Annotated in this window: 16 protein-coding genes and 1 riboswitch; of the genes, 11 read left to right on the forward strand and 5 right to left on the reverse strand. The window is 62.1% G+C overall.

Translation table 11 applies throughout. From position 1 onward, the window contains the following. Nucleotides 1–3 precede the first annotated feature (3 nt). Together cobW and EGN72_RS04735 are read right to left on the reverse strand one after the other, a co-directional pair. Complete coding sequence (gene cobW, locus EGN72_RS04730; RefSeq protein ID WP_127045502.1) at nt 4–1,038, reverse strand: cobalamin biosynthesis protein CobW; 1,035 nt, start codon at nt 1,036–1,038, stop codon at nt 4–6. Next, complete coding sequence (locus EGN72_RS04735) at nt 1,031–1,465, reverse strand: DUF1636 domain-containing protein (RefSeq protein ID WP_233587032.1); 435 nt, start codon at nt 1,463–1,465, stop codon at nt 1,031–1,033. The genes cobW and EGN72_RS04735 overlap by 8 nt, the downstream gene beginning before the upstream one ends. Before the next feature lie 80 nt (nt 1,466–1,545). Next, a riboswitch (cobalamin riboswitch) is annotated at nt 1,546–1,759 on the reverse strand. A 127-nt stretch (nt 1,760–1,886) separates the two neighbouring features. Between EGN72_RS04735 and cobO the strand changes: the two genes are divergently transcribed. The 5 genes from cobO to EGN72_RS04760 all read left to right on the forward strand — a co-directional run bounded on the left by cobO (nt 1,887) and on the right by EGN72_RS04760 (nt 5,227). After that, nucleotides 1,887–2,507 carry a cob(I)yrinic acid a,c-diamide adenosyltransferase gene (gene cobO / locus EGN72_RS04740; protein WP_127045504.1) on the forward strand — a complete coding sequence of 207 codons (621 nt, stop codon included), beginning with the start codon at nt 1,887–1,889 and terminating at the stop codon, nt 2,505–2,507. Then, a complete protein-coding gene (locus EGN72_RS04745) occupies nt 2,508–2,849 on the forward strand; it encodes a Lin0512 family protein (protein WP_199743699.1) in 342 nt (113 codons plus the stop codon). It begins immediately after the preceding gene. After that, nucleotides 2,850–3,188, forward strand: coding sequence for a Lin0512 family protein (locus tag EGN72_RS04750; RefSeq protein ID WP_127045505.1), 339 nt, complete (start codon nt 2,850–2,852; stop codon nt 3,186–3,188). Nucleotides 3,189–3,192: 4 nt separating this feature from the next. Further along, nucleotides 3,193–4,638, forward strand: coding sequence for a cobyric acid synthase (locus tag EGN72_RS04755; protein WP_127045506.1), 1,446 nt, complete (start codon nt 3,193–3,195; stop codon nt 4,636–4,638). Nucleotides 4,639–4,708: 70 nt separating this feature from the next. Further along, the gene (locus tag EGN72_RS04760) at nt 4,709–5,227 is read left to right on the forward strand and encodes an OmpA family protein (RefSeq protein ID WP_199743700.1); all 519 of its coding nucleotides are present in this window, start codon (nt 4,709–4,711) and stop codon (nt 5,225–5,227) included. A 67-nt stretch (nt 5,228–5,294) separates the two neighbouring features. Here EGN72_RS04760 and EGN72_RS04765 read toward each other — a convergent pair whose 3' ends face one another. Beyond that, a complete protein-coding gene (locus tag EGN72_RS04765) occupies nt 5,295–7,178 on the reverse strand; it encodes a caspase family protein (protein ID WP_158623137.1) in 1,884 nt (627 codons plus the stop codon). 242 nt (nt 7,179–7,420) lie between these two features. On the opposite strand from EGN72_RS04765, the gene EGN72_RS04770 reads away from it, so the two are divergent. The 6 genes from EGN72_RS04770 (at nt 7,421) to EGN72_RS04795 (ending at nt 11,530) form a co-directional block, all read left to right on the forward strand. Beyond that, complete coding sequence (locus EGN72_RS04770) at nt 7,421–7,948, forward strand: hypothetical protein (protein ID WP_127045508.1); 528 nt, start codon at nt 7,421–7,423, stop codon at nt 7,946–7,948. 166 nt (nt 7,949–8,114) lie between these two features. Continuing rightward, nucleotides 8,115–8,555, forward strand: a complete 441-nt coding sequence (locus EGN72_RS04775; RefSeq protein WP_233587033.1) for a hypothetical protein — start codon at nt 8,115–8,117, stop codon at nt 8,553–8,555. A 51-nt stretch (nt 8,556–8,606) separates the two neighbouring features. After that, complete coding sequence (locus tag EGN72_RS04780; protein ID WP_127045509.1) at nt 8,607–9,245, forward strand: MotA/TolQ/ExbB proton channel family protein; 639 nt, start codon at nt 8,607–8,609, stop codon at nt 9,243–9,245. A gap of 3 nt (nt 9,246–9,248) precedes the next feature. Next, entirely contained in the window at nt 9,249–9,716 is a 468-nt protein-coding gene (locus tag EGN72_RS04785; RefSeq protein WP_127045510.1) for a biopolymer transporter ExbD, read from the forward strand. A 3-nt stretch (nt 9,717–9,719) separates the two neighbouring features. After that, complete coding sequence (locus EGN72_RS04790) at nt 9,720–10,130, forward strand: biopolymer transporter ExbD (protein WP_127045511.1); 411 nt, start codon at nt 9,720–9,722, stop codon at nt 10,128–10,130. Then, nucleotides 10,127–11,530: a hypothetical protein gene (locus EGN72_RS04795; protein WP_127045512.1), complete on the forward strand. Its 1,404-nt coding sequence runs from the start codon at nt 10,127–10,129 to the stop codon at nt 11,528–11,530. Before EGN72_RS04790 ends, EGN72_RS04795 begins: the two co-directional genes overlap by 4 nt. A gap of 3 nt (nt 11,531–11,533) precedes the next feature. Here the strand turns inward: EGN72_RS04795 and EGN72_RS04800 are convergent, their stop codons facing one another. Together EGN72_RS04800 and EGN72_RS04805 are read right to left on the reverse strand one after the other, a co-directional pair. Further along, the gene (locus EGN72_RS04800; RefSeq protein ID WP_158623138.1) at nt 11,534–13,471 is read right to left on the reverse strand and encodes a serine/threonine-protein kinase; all 1,938 of its coding nucleotides are present in this window, start codon (nt 13,469–13,471) and stop codon (nt 11,534–11,536) included. 92 nt (nt 13,472–13,563) lie between these two features. After that, nucleotides 13,564–14,376, reverse strand: a complete 813-nt coding sequence (locus tag EGN72_RS04805) for a PP2C family serine/threonine-protein phosphatase (RefSeq protein WP_127045514.1) — start codon at nt 14,374–14,376, stop codon at nt 13,564–13,566. Between the last annotated feature and the right edge of the window lie 84 nt (nt 14,377–14,460).

A 14,460-nucleotide genomic window follows, 5' to 3' on the forward strand; every position in this document is an offset into this window, starting at 1 on the left:
GGTTCAGGCCTCAAGCACCGCGCGGATGGCGGCTTCGTTGATGTCATCATGCTCGGCGATGACCACCAGACGGGTCTGGCGCGGGGTATCGCCCCAAGGCCGGTCATATTGTGCGCGGAGACGCGCGCCAACGGCTTGCACCAGCATCCGCATCGGTTTGCCCTGCACGGCGACATAGCCTTTGACGCGCAGGATGTTCTGTTCCTGCGCCAGCCGGACAATGGCGGCTTGCAGCGCCTCGGGGTTGGCGACCTCGGGCAGATCAATCACCACGCTTTCGAAATCGTCATGTTCGTGGTCATCATGGCCATCGTGATGGCTGGGGCGGGCGTCAATGTCATCTTCCGCCGCAGCCCCCAGCCCAAGGATCACGCGCGGGTCGATCACGCCATCGGTCATGGCGATCATCGGCAAGTCACGCGGGGTTTCGGCGGCAATGACGCGGCGCGCCTCGGCCAAGCCAGCGTCGCCCGCCAGATCTGCCTTGGACAAAAGGATGATATCGGCGCAGGCGATTTGGTCCTCGAACACCTCGGACAGCGGGGTTTCGTGGTCGATGCTGTCATCGGCGGCGCGCTGGGCATCCACCGCCGCCACATCCGGCGCAAAGCGGCCAGCGGCCACGGCCTCGGCATCGGCCAGCGCGATCACCCCATCCACGGTGATCTTGGACCGGATCGCGGGCCAGTCAAACGCCTTGAGCAAAGGTTTCGGCAGCGCAAGGCCCGAGGTTTCGATCAGGATATGATCGGGGCGCTGCGGCAGGGCCATCAATGCCTCGATCGTCGGGATGAAATCATCGGCCACGGTGCAGCAGATGCAGCCATTTGCCAGTTCCACGATGTTTTCTACCGGGCAGCTTTCATCGGCGCAGGATTTCAGAATATCGCCATCAACCCCCACGGTGCCAAATTCATTGACCAACACGGCAAGACGCTTGCCTTGCGGGTTCATCATCAGATGCCGGATCAGCGTGGTCTTGCCAGAGCCGAGGAAGCCAGTGATCACAGTGACCGGGATTTTGGACAGATCAGACATGCGGGGCCTCCTCGGGCAGGGTCAGGGGGGGAATGCGGGCAATGCAATTCTTGCGGAAGTGTTCGGACCTTTCGCGCCACGGCACTAGCCCATCCGCGGCGGCTTGATAGCGGGCAGCGCCATCCAGAACCAATTCGGCCTGTGCTGGCGTCAGGTTGCCATAGACATAAGACCAACGGTCGCCACCACCGCGCAGCGCCACGGTGCACCCGCGCGTGCAATTGGACAGACATTCCACCGCACGGATGCGCAGACCCGCAGGCGCGGGCTGGGCCCGCATCGCCGCCAGAAGCTGCGCGCCGGGGCGGGTTTCCGCTTCGACTCCCCCCTCGGTGTCCACAGACGCGGATTTACAGGTCACACAGACCAGCAGCTCTGCCGGGGGCAGATCGGCGGGGATGGGTTTTGGCGCGGTCGGTTCTGTCACGCGTGGTCCTTTTGTCTTGGCGGACCGGGGCAAAGGACGGGCTGATAACAGCGCCCGACACCGGGGCACCCCGCCCGGAATTCGTCTCATCTTCGGCTGGCAGGTCTCCCGGCTTGCGGATGTCAGGGCGGTTGCCCTGTCGGTTCCCCCTCCTTCCCAGCATCTCGCCAGTGGATTTGGGCAACCTCTCCGGTCACGGTCGCGGGGGCGGCTGTGTTTGGGGCCGCGTTGACGACCTTGGCACATTCCCTTTTCACCCGATAAGAACCGGGCACCAGCAGGGCACACTTGGCGTATCTGCTTGGCCGGAGTCAAGCGCTGCATTGCCGCTATTGGTGGGGCAAGGGGCGCGGCCTTGGGTTGTAGTGGCCGCCAAGCGGTGCCAAAGATGCAGCACCCAGTTACCAAGAGGACCGCCGCCATGGACGAAAAGCCCCCCGTCGACAACGCCCGCCACGCCAGCAAAATGGCCAAGAAGAAGGTCGCGCGCGACAAGATCATGGCGACCAAGGCAGGCGACAAGGGTTTGGTGATTGTCCATACCGGGGCGGGGAAGGGCAAATCTTCGTCCGGGTTCGGGATGATCCTGCGCTGCATCGCGCATGGCATGCCCTGCGCGGTGGTCCAGTTCATCAAAGGCGCATGGGATACCGGCGAGCGGCGGCTTATCGAGGCGAATTTCTCCGAGCTTTGCCAGTTTTACGCGATGGGCGAAGGTTTTACATGGGAAACCCAGGACCGCGAGCGGGACGTGGCGGCGGCAGCGGCGGGTTGGGCCAAGGCCAAGGAGTTGATCCTTGATCCCTCTGTTCAATTCGTGCTGCTGGATGAAATCAACATCGCCCTGCGCTACGATTACCTTGATATCGCCGAGGTCGTGGCCTTCCTGCGCGACCACAAGCCGCCGATGACCCATGTCGTGCTGACTGGCCGCAATGCCAAAGACGAGCTGATCGAACTGGCCGATCTGGTGACAGAGATGACGCTGATCAAGCATCCGTTCCGGTCTGGCATCAAGGCGCAAAAAGGCGTGGAGTTCTGAATGAAAAAACGCATGCTGACCGAGATGGGCATGGGCACATCGCTCCGCCGTCAGGATTATACCGAAGCGGCGGTGCGCGCGGTGAAAGACGCGCTGTGGCATAATTCGATCAATCTGGCCGAACTCTTTGGCCGCGATAAGGCCGAGATGCTGATTGATCTGGAAATCGGCGTGCAGCAACCCGACCGGGTGGATACGGCGGCGCTGGCGGCGGTGTTTCCGTATGGTCAGGTTACGGTTTCGGTGGTCAAAGGCGGCTTGGACGTGCCGCGCGCCGATGGTGGCAAGCCCACCGTGATTGCCAATGCCGCGATTTCTGTGTCGTTTGAGATGGGGGCCTGAATGCAGCGCTTCATCATCGAAATGGGTATGGGCAATGACCAATACGGCCAAGATTATACCAAGGCCGCCGCCCGCGCGATTGAAGACGCGATCCGCCATTCCGCTATCCCGATGTTCGAGGCGATCGGCCTTGCGCTTTCGGAGATGGAGGTGCGCGTGACCGTGGGCGTGCAAAACCCGCAGGCGGTGGATTGTGCGGCGCTGGCGTCCAAACTGCCGCGCGGCAAAGTGACGGTCACGGCAACCCATGGCGGCTTGAACGTGGTCAACCCCGATAGCGGCAACACGCTTGTCATCGCCACCGCGGCGGTGGAGGCCTTTCTGCCGAAACAAGGCTGACCCCATGCCAGCGATCATGATCCAGGGTGCAGGCTCCAACGTCGGCAAGTCGATGCTGGTGGCGGGGCTGTGCCGGGCGGCCCGGTTGCGCGGGCTGTCGGTGCGGCCGTTCAAGCCGCAGAACATGTCCAACAATGCCGCCGTAACGGCAGATGGCGGCGAGATTGGCCGCGCGCAGGCCTTGCAGGCCATGGCCTGCGGGGTGGAGCCGTTGGTGGATATGAACCCGGTGCTGCTGAAACCTGAAACCGATATCGGTGCGCAGGTGGTGGTGCAGGGCAAACGCATTGCCACGGTAAAGGCGCGGGAGTATTCGGCGCTGAAGCCATCCTTGATGGCCCCGGTGCTGGACAGTTTCAACCGCTTGAAATCGCAGTGTGATCTGGTGATCGTCGAAGGCGCGGGCAGCCCCGCCGAGGTGAACCTGCGTGCAGGCGATATCGCCAATATGGGCTTTGCACTGGCAGGTGATGTGCCAGTGGTTCTGGTCGGTGATATCGACCGGGGCGGGGTGATCGCGCAGATCGTCGGCACTCAAGCCGTGCTGGACCCCGCAGATAACGCCCAGATCGCGGGCTTTATCATCAACAAGTTTCGCGGCGATGTGTCCCTGTTCGACGATGGCTATGCGCTGATTGAAGGCCGGACGGGCTGGCGCGGCTTTGGCGTGGTGCCCTTTTTTCCCGAAGCCTTCCGCCTGCCCGCCGAAGATGCGCTGGATATTGCCAAAGCCGCAGGGGGGGGCGCCTATAAGATCGCTTGCCTGACGCTGTCGCGCATTGCCAATTTCGATGATCTGGACCCGCTGGCGCAGGAACCGGGCGTCTCGCTTCGGATGATCCGCGCGGGTGAGGCGGTGCCGGGCGATACCGATCTGGTCATTATCCCCGGCTCCAAATCCACGCGGGGCGATCTGGCTTATCTGCGCGCGCAGGGCTGGGATGTGGATATCGCGGCGCATGTGCGGCGCGGCGGCGCGGTTCTGGGAATTTGCGGCGGGTATCAGATGCTGGGCCAATGGGTGCGCGACCCGCAGGGCCTTGAAGGCGCGGCAGGGGATACGCCGGGCCTTGGCCTGCTGGATATCGAAACGGTGATGAGCGCGGATAAAACCCTGACGCGGGTGCAGGCGCAGCATGTGGAAACCAGTTGTCCGATTTCAGGCTATGAGATTCACATCGGGCGCAGCGATGGCCGCGACCGCGCGCGCCCCTTTGCGCGGGTGGACGGCGTGGCCGAAGGTGCGGTTTCGGCGGATGGGCGCATCATGGGCAGCTATCTGCATGGCATGTTCTCGGATGACCGCTTTCGCGCGGCGTTTCTGACCGCCCGCGGCGCGGCCCCTTCGGGCCAAAGCTATAGCGAAACGGTGGAACGCACGCTGGACGCCTTGGCCGCCCATCTGGAGGCGCATCTGGACATCGACGCCCTGTTCCGCCTTGCCCGTTAGGCCCGGTTTCGTTGACCTGAAGGCCAATTTGGCGTATCCTTCCTTTATTGATTTAAGAGGAGTTTTGACCATGCGCAGATTAATGTGCCCGGCGGTATTTGCCCTTTCGGTGCTGGGCGGTGGTGCAGCCTATGCCCAAAGCGCCTATACCACCGAAGAACTCGTTGATTTCTACATCAATTCCATCGACATGGGCGCGACCCGTGGCATTTGCATCGGCACGCCGCAGGAATGTGAAAAACCTGCCGCCCCGGCTGGGCTGGATATGCTGGTCACGTTTGAACTCGATTCGGCCGATCTGACTGCCGAGGCCCAGCAAAACCTCGCGGTTTTTGCGCAGATGATGCAGGATGAACGGCTGGAAATCGCGCGTTTCGTGGTTGAAGGCCATACTGACGCGCTGGGCACCGATGAATATAACGTCGAATTGTCCGAGGCGCGCGCGGTCGCGGTGAAAACCTTCCTGACCGGGATGGGGGTATCCGAAGATCGCCTCTCCTCGATCGGTCTGGGCAAATCCAAGCCGCGCACGGGTAATGAATATGACCCCGAAAACCGGCGCGTGGAGCTGCGCATAGACCTGCGCTGAACGCCTGAACCATCAACAAAAAACGCCCCCGAAATTGGGGGCGTTTTTTTTGTGCTGCATCAAAGGATCAGAACGAGCCAGAGCCGAGCAAGGATTTCTTGATCTCTTTCTTCACCTTGGCCGGGGCGTTGATCTTGCGCTTGGTAACAGGGTTGATCTTGCGCTTTGCCGCCACAGGCTCGGCGCTGGCCCGGGTGGCTTGCACCTTTTCCTGCGCCTTGGCCCGCACCGAAGGGGCAACCCGCGACACGCGCACCGCGCAAACGACATTCTTGTCGGCGGACAGTTGCTTGATCAGGTCTTCGGTGGGTTCCAACGTGTCAGGCACGATCCGCTTGGCAAGGAAATAGCTGGTCAAAGCCGTCCGCGACCCCCGGCCCCAGTCGCCATCGATGGCCAGTTGATAGCAACCAAGGCGACGCAATTCGGTTTGCGCCAACATGGCCAGATCGCGGCTGTCCTGTTCCGGTGTGGTTTGGTCTTGCAACAAGGTCGGGTCGATGGAAGCCAGCAGATTGCGGTTGGCCTCGGTGTCGGGCGTGATCTCGCTGCCGGCAACGCGCAGCCGTTCCACCGTGACCGCGTTGATCCCGATTATGCCGCGGGTTTCCCAGGACAGCGCCGCCAAGCGGATCGGCGGTAATTCACCATCGGCAGCCCCTTCGGCAACCGGTTCCTGCGGCAGCAGCGTGACATTGGTTTCCGGGATGGAGGCGATGGTTTCCCCGGTCGTCGGCGCAGGCGGTGCCGCCTCTGGCGTCACGGCGGCGGTTTCGATCGTGGCGGGTTCTGCTGCGGGGGCTTCGGGCACATCGCCGATGGTCACGCCACCATCCACCACTTCCAGACTGTCCAGCCCCACCGTCGGGGCCTCGGTCGGCACTTCGGTTGCCACGGTTTCCAGCGTGCTGGGGTCCACTGCGGCAACGGTGACAACCTCAGCCGTTTCGGGGCTGGCATCGCCAATCGTCACACCGCCATCATCGGCGGCCATTTCAAGCCCAAGGCTGGCCACCTCAATCGCGGCATCCGCAGCCTGCAAGGAGCTTTCGGAAAAGCCCGAGGCGCGCAGCAGGTCCAGAAATTTCTTGCGATCATCCGGGGCCAATTGCGCCAGCAATTCATAGTCGGCATCGCTCAGCTCTTGCTTGGCCTCAGCGACGGGGTTGAAATAAAACTGTTCGCGCAGCGACGATTGATCCCATGGGGTTTGCCGCCGGAAGGTGCGTTCCTCGACCTCGTTGCGCACCCGGATCATCATATCGGAAATAGAGATGCCGGGCGTTTCGATATGTTCCAGCAGCGCGGTGGTAAAGGGGCTGTTGGGGGCCTCTCCGGCGCCGTCAAAGGTTACGGCGCCCGGTTCGGTGGCAAAGGCCACAAAGGTGCCAACCCCGGTTTGCAACCGTGCCAGACCATCCGCCGCCGCCCCCGTGCCCCGCACCGATTGCGGCACCGGGTCATTGCGGCAGGCGTCCAGAAAAATCAGCGTCTGGCGGCGGCGATCCTGCAGCCGCGCGATGATGCCATCAAGGTTCCACGTTTCTTGCTGGATCGCCTCGCGGCTGGACAGTTTTGCATCCACCGGCACCAGATAGTTGGAACCGTTCATCTGAAACGCATGGCCGGAGTAGAAAAACACCGTGCTGTCCGCGCTTTCCGCCTCTACCGCGAAGGCATCCACCTTATCCCAGAACGCCTCTGCGCCGACATCGGTGAGCAGCGTCACCTCAAACCCCAGCCGTTTGAGCGATTCCGAAATATCGGTGGCATCGCGTGAGGCGTTTTTCAGCGGCGATACGGTCGTGTAGTCAGAGTTTCCGACCACAAGCGCGAGTTTTCGCGCTTCGGCCTCGGACAGGCCAGCGGTGACAAAGCACAGCACCAGCGCAGGCAAAATCTTGGCCCGGCGCGTGGCGGGGCCCCGGAAGGCAAGGGGAGGAATGGTCAATGTCTTGCAATTCATCAAGCTTTTCCAAAATCTCGGGACAATACCTTACCCTACAGGTTTTTCGGCATTTTCGCGAGTCCGAATGACAAAATGTGAACGGTTTGGCCCTTGGGTCTGGGCCGATTCCCGCGCAGACCGTGTTTTCTTGAGCGGTGCGTGATTTTCTGCTATGGATGTTGCAGGGGGCTTGGGCGGCACACCGAGTATTGACGGTGGCTGCTTTGGCTTATGGAGAAGCGATTATGCGCGTCATCTCACTTTTTGGCTTGGGTATTCCGGTTTTGGCGGTGTCCGGCGCAGTGGCCTATGGGTCGATCCGGGAAATCTCGCGCAGTTTGGCGCCGGCCCCGGTGGCAGAAAGCCGCTTGTCAAACTTTGGTCATCCGGCGCAGGGTGCCGCCGCCCGCACACAGGCTGCACTGACGCAAGTTGCCCCCCAGGCGGCGCAATCCTTTGTGGCCGCAGGGCAAACGGCTTGGGACATGCCGCAGCCCGCCACCTTTCAGGCCCCGCGGTTTACTGATGATCCTTTGTCCCCGGCCCGCATTGTCGCGCTGAGCGGACCGGTGCCAGAGGGGCAGGGGCGTGAAGCCAGCCCCGCCTATGGTCAGATCGTGGTAGAGGAGGCCGCAGCAGGCAGCTTTGGCACTGCCCGAAAGCCCCGGGTTGTGGTGACAGCCAAGCCTCGGGCTGACCGTCCGCGTGCGGCAGTGGAAAACCGGGTAAAGCGCCCGTTCAAGATGCCGTGGCAAACCGGGATTTTCCAGTAACCCCCACCCGCCGTAACCTGCGATGGGCGCGCTTATATCATCCTTTTGCCGCAAGCGGCGGCTGTTTATGTTGACATGCAGCCGGTGCTTGCCGCTATTCTAACCAGATCGACGCTTGCCACATCCGGTGGGCCTTATTCACTTTTGACTGAGGGAGTTTCTGCAAGTGTTTACCTCTCGACGTTTTTTCACGGCGATGTTTGCGGCGATGGTTTCAACGGTCGCTATGGGGATTTCAGACCCAGCCCTTGCGCAAACGGGCAATATTGAACTGGAACTGAACACCGCCAATGACGAAGGCGCAGGCTGTCGCCTGACCTATGTTGCCACCAACAACACCTCTGTCGCGCTGGAAAAATCCTCGTATGAGGTGGCGGTTTACAACACCGAAGGCATCGTGCAGCGGCTTTTGGTGCTGGAATTTGGCTGGTTGCCCGTGGGCAAGACGCGGGTGGTGCAATTTGATTTGCCCGAACAGGGCTGCGCGGCGATTTCGCGGATTTCGGTCAACGGTCCGGTTGAATGCCTGTCAGAAGCGGGTGAGCAAGATGTTTGCCGCGACAATCAACTGCTCAGCAGCCGGGTTCGAACGATTCAGTTCAACTAAGCCTCCTTTGCCCGCGGTAACGCAGGGGCAGGCACAAGCCGAGGATGGGACATGCCTGATATTGCAGGTTTCGACGCTGTCACCCTTTTGGTGTTTGCGGCGCTTATTGTGCTGTCAGCCGTGGCGCTGACGGTGACCTTGTTCAAGATCGCACAGTTTGCCTTGCTTGGGCTGGGACGCAAGCGCGTGGCCATGGCAGCGCTGGGCCAGTGGCAGGCGGGGCAAAAGGACAAGGCGCTGGCGGCAACGGCGGAAAAAGGTGTGCAATTGCGGGTTTTGCATGCCGTGCTTGCCGCATTGACCCAAAAGCCCGAAGCCGCCGATTGGGCCGAGGAGTTGGGCCGCCAAGCCGCGCTTGCCGAACTCGGGGCGATGTCGAAATGGATGCGGGTGCTGGAGGCCGTGGTGCAGGCCGCCCCGATGCTGGGCCTTTTGGGCACGGTCGTCGGCATGATTGACGCCTTCGGCACCTTGGCGCAAAGCACGGGTGGGGTGGACCCGGCGCTGCTGGCAGGCGGCATCTGGACCGCACTGACCACAACCGCCATCGGGCTTGCGATTGCTTTGGTCTTCTATTTCGTCGCGATCTGGCTGGAAGGGCGGATTGACAGTGAACGGCAGGATCTGGAAACCTTGCTGTCTGTCGCGATCCATGGGGCCGCCAAAACCGCAGCGCAGCGCGGGGGGTAGGGCATGGCAGCGCAGGGCGGGCTTTCATTGCTGGATGCAGGGCAGCGCCCGCGCCGCTATGGCTTTGCCCTGACGCCTTTGGCCGATGCCATGTTCCAATTGCTGATCTTTTTCATGCTGTCCTCCACCCTCTCGCCTTATTCGCTGATCGCGCTGACGGGGGGGGCGGCGGCGGGGCAATCTGCCATCACCGGGCAAGCGGATGCGCAGGCGCAAAGCCCCAGCCCCGATGATGCACTGGTGATCTGGCACCTGTCGCGCGGGCAGATCCGCGCGGGCGATCAAAGCCTGCCCCTGTCTGATCTTGCCAGCCTGATGCCCGCGCTGGAACAGCAAGGCATTGATGAGGTTCTGGTTTTCCCGACCCGGTCCGCCACCGTCCAGGATATCGCCACGGTGCTGGAGGTGTTGGGCCTGCATGGCGTGGCAAAGGTGCGGCTGGTTGCGGGCAGTCAGGTCGGGGGGGGCTGAGGGATGCGTGCCGCCCGTCTTGCCCCGCACCGTCCGCGCCGCCAGCCGGATTTTTCGCTGGCCATTGTGAATATCGTTTTGCTGCTGGTGTTCTTTTTCCTGATCACCGGCTCGCTGGTGCAGCAGGGGGAAACCAGTGTGAACCTTGCCGAAACCTCTGACCTGCCGTTGGAACGCTTGCCGCGCCCCTTGCTGCTGATCGACAGGCAAGGGGGGATGGCGCTGGATGGCCAAGCGGTCACGGCAGATCGGCTTGCCGCCGCCCTTGGCCAAACCCTGCCCGAGGCGCTTTATGTGCTGGCCGATAGCGCGCTGACCGCCGACCGCTTGATGGCGCTGACCACGCGCCCGGATTTGCAAGGCGTTTCCCTGCGGCTTGTCACGTTGCATATCCGGCCAGAGGCAAGGCCATGACGCAGCGCAGCACCATCGGCCTTTGGGCCGGATCAGGGGCGATTGCCACGGCGGTGCATCTGGTTTTGGTGCAGCAAGGGCTTGCCGCTTATGGCGCGCGCAATCAGGTCGCGCCGCCGCCGGTGATGCCACAGGTCGAGATTCTGGCCGTTGCAAGCTCTGTCGCCGGAGAGCAGCGCCCAGTGGAAACCGTCGCCGCCGTGCCAAGCGCCCGATTGCAGCCCAAAACCAGCACCGAGCAGCGGGCAGAAACCGCCACAGCGGCGCGGCTGGCCGCCAAACCGGCAGAGGCGTCACGTCTGGGGGCGGTGGCAAAAGCCGCCACCGTGGCCCCCGCACCGCGCCAGACCACAGCGCCCAGCCCTGCGGCACAGGCTGTGGCCGTGGCCCCCGCACGCGCCGCGACCGAGGCAAGCAGCGTCACCCCAACGCGCCCCAGTGCGCCTTCGGTTACCAGTGTGAAAAGCACGGCGCAGGTGGTGACCGCAGTGCCAAAGCAGGCACCTGGCCTGTCCCCGCCCGCGCTTGCGCCCGTGGCTGTGGCACCAGTGTCCGTGGCGGCGGCCCCCGCCCCCGCGACTGCGACCGTGGCACCAGTCTCTCCCATATCTGCCCCGGACAGGGCTGCGGTGCAACCCGTGGCCCCCGTCAGCGCCGCTGCGCCCGAAACGGTTGCCGCAGTGGCCGAACCGGTGCCATCCCTGCCACCCCGCGCCGATACACTTGCCCGGGACGGCATTGCCGCACCCGAACCGGACCAGACGCCGCAAGAAAATGTGCAAACCTATCAATCGGTTCTGGATGTTCTGGCGGAAATGCCCAAGGCCCCTTGCTTTGCCGCCTTGCCCACACTTTCCGACGAAAGCGCCTTTCAGCTAGAGGTTTTCGCCCAAACCACACAAGAGCTGTCGGCCTTCGCCAGCGCGCTTGCGGCCAAGATCGGCCAGCCACCCAACACCACGATGAAGCCGATCAGCGCGGCGCAATGCGCGGCGGCGGCCTATGTGATCGACGGGCCTGCCTATCCGCGCTTTGATCTGTTCTTTGACATCCCGCAGCGCGAGATCAAAAGCGGTGAGGCGCTGGAAGGGCGCATCGGCAATACCTCTGGCGGGTTCATCAGCTTTTTGGTGATTGATGACGAAGGCACGGTGCAAGACCTTGCCGGCTATCTGCAATTCGTGCCGGGCGGGGCAAAGTTCCGCATTCCGCTGTCCCTGACAGGCAGCCCGGTGGTGACGCAGCAATTGCTGATGGCGATTTCTACCCCGGCGCTTTTGCAAACGGTGATTGATATGAACGGCACCAAGGCAGAGGATTTCTTTCCTGCCCTTGCCGCCGAATTGCGCAGCAAGGGCCAATCCGAAGATGTGGCCCTTGTCGCGTTTTCAGTGGAATGAGGCTTAGTTTTCCAGCCGGAAAAAGCGCAGCGCGCCGATGGCGGTCTGGCGTTCGCGGTCCAGTTCTGAGGTCATGAAGGGCACCAAGGCGCGCGCCGTCACCCCATTTGGCACCGCATCCAGCTTTTCAACCGGGCGCTCGGTCACAACCGCCAAGATCATCTGCGGTGTCGGCTCTGCCCCCGCTGCCAGATTGACTGTAAAGCTGAAACCCAGCGTGCCATCAGAGCTGCGCGACAGCCAAGGTTTGAGGTTGGTCGCCCCGCCCGCCCCATTCACAAGGAACAGCGACACCGCGCGCCCGGCCAAGCCTTCGACCCGGCCTGAAACGGTTTCCCCGCTTTTCAGCACATCGGTTTGATTTTCAAGGATAAGGCTCGGCGCGATGCCCCGGTTTTCGCGTAGACTGTTCATGAAATCCAGCACCGGGCATTGCGTGTCATTGATCAGGCGAACGCCGACATTCGGTTCCACCCCGAATTCGGTTTTGAACGCAGACACCAGCGCCGAGAACGGCTCGACCTGCGTGCCGAACCCTTCAAGTTCCACCTGCCCGTTGGACGAGGACACCAAGGAGATATGACTGCATTCCCCGGCGTTAAAGGTTTTCACCCAAGCGATCTGGCGGCCCAATTCGTCCAGCGGATTGGCGCTTTCCTGCGCGGCCCGTGCGGCGGCCTCTGCCTCGGCTTTTTCGGCATCCGCTGCAGCTTGTTTTTCGGCGGCAAGCCGGTCTGCCTCGGCTTTGGCGGCTTCCTCGGCGGCGCGGGCGGCGTCTTCGGCGGCTTTGGTATCGACGGCTTGCTGGTCGGGCACCGCAGGCGCCGGCGCGGGGGCCGGATCAAATACCCCGGCCAGCCATGCCCCCCCACCGCCAATGGCCAGCACCCCCACCAAAGCGGCCGCAATCATTCCGCCTTTGCCGGATTTCGCGGGGCCCGCAGCGGGTTGGGTTGTGGTTTTGGGGTCAGGAATACCGACAAACTGCGCCGAGGTGACAGCAGGCTGCGGCGCAGAACCCTTGGCAGCAGGCAGGGTAGAGGCGATAATGGTGCGGTCGGGGTCGTGATCTTCGGCGTAGCTTAGCGGATCGGGGATCAGCGAAGGGTCTTCCAGCATCGCGATGACCGCATCCATGCTGGCAGGGCGGTTGACCGGATTGGGCTGCAACATATGTGCCAGCAAGGGGCGCAAACCATCGTAAACGCCGCTGACATCCGGCACTTTGGAGCGGCTGCGCACCGCCTCGACCATATTGCCGCCCATGCTGACGGTTTTGCCCTGACAGGCCGCGACCATCAGCAGCGCAAGGCTGTAAATATCGGTGCGCCCGTCAATGCCGCCATCATAGGCGCCCAGTTGTTCCGGCGCGACAAAGCTGAACTTGCCCGCAAACTGCCCTTGCAGCAGCGTGCGGTCGCCCTTCATCGAGGATTTGGCGATGCCAAAGTCGATCAGCTTGGCATGTTCAACCCGTTCCCCTTCCAGAATGACGTTATCGGGCGACAGATCGCGGTGCACAACGCCCGCGCCATGCGCGCGGCTTAGGCCCGAGGCAAGGCGGGCCAGCAAGATCCGCACCTCGGCTTCGGGCATCGGCCCTTCCTTTATGCGGTCGCTCAGCGATTTGCCTTCGACGAATTCCATGATCAGGCTGGGGCGGCCGATCTCGGGCGGGTTCATATAGGTGTGATAGCGCACGATCGCATCATGCGCCAAACGGCCCAGAACCTTGGCTTCCTTCTGGAACAGCGCCTCGATCATCGGGTCATGCGCCAGTGCAGGCAGCACGATTTTCATCGCCACCGGATCGCCGGTATGGATGTTGCGGCCGCGATACACCTCGCCCATGCCGCCCCGGTTAATCAGTTGCTCAATCTCATAGGTTCCGGCAATCACCATGCCAGACGTCACCGTCGTCGCCACGGGTGTCTGCGTCACTGGCGGCTTGCTGGTCGGAGTGACTGACGCCGCCGGATTTGCAGAGGGTTCCCCACCATTGGGAGGGATGGAATTTTCATCGGCCATTATGTTCAGTCTTCCGCTTTCCAGTCGTGCATCGCAATTGGTGGCCCATAGCCCGGATTGGTGGGCGCGTCGGCGTTGTCATAGGCATCACTGGGCAAGCAGCGCACCACCAAAACCGTCACATTATCCTTGGCCCCGCGTGACAGTGTCAACTCGATCAGCCTGTCGCACGCTTCCTGTGCCCCGTAGTTCTGCAAAAATTCGGCGATTTCTTCGTCAGATACATGGCCTGTCAGCCCGTCAGAGCACAATAAGAAAACGTCGCCCACCTGCAAAACGCCGTAGTTTTCATCGGTCATGGGCATGTCAGATACACCTATCGCCCGTGTAATGACATTTTTGCGCGGCCAATGGGCGGCCTCTTCCTCGGTAATCGCGCCTTCGCGCAACAGTTCCATCGCTTCGGTATGGTCTGTTGTCATTTGCTGGAACACATCGCCGCGCATCAGATAGATGCGGCTGTCGCCTGACCAGATGCAGGCGAAATGCTGTTCATAGGCCAACAGCGCAACCACTGTTGCGCCCACCGTGGCCCCGTCCAGCTTGGCGGAATGGTTGCGGATATCTTCATGCGCGATGGCCAGACGGTCGATGAAACGGGTTTTCAGATCCAGCGCCGAGGTTGGAATCCCCGTCCATTGCGCGCTTTCGGCGATGGCCCGGCTGGCAAAATCGCCGGCCTTGTGGCCCCCCATGCCATCGGCCACCAGCCATAATCCGGCGGCTGGCCGGGCCAGATAACTGTCTTCATTATGGTCGCGAACGCGCCCCTGATGCGTCGCTGCACCGGTATCAAATGCGAAACTAACCTGGTGCATCCCTTTCTCCCTGAATAATGATCTTTAGGCCGCAAAGGCATTGGAAAATGATTTGATCCTTTGAGAATAGGCAGAAATCCATCC

This window comes from Pseudorhodobacter sp. E13, from assembly GCF_003991405.1.
In the GTDB taxonomy this organism is placed as follows: Bacteria; Pseudomonadota; Alphaproteobacteria; order Rhodobacterales; family Rhodobacteraceae; genus Pseudorhodobacter.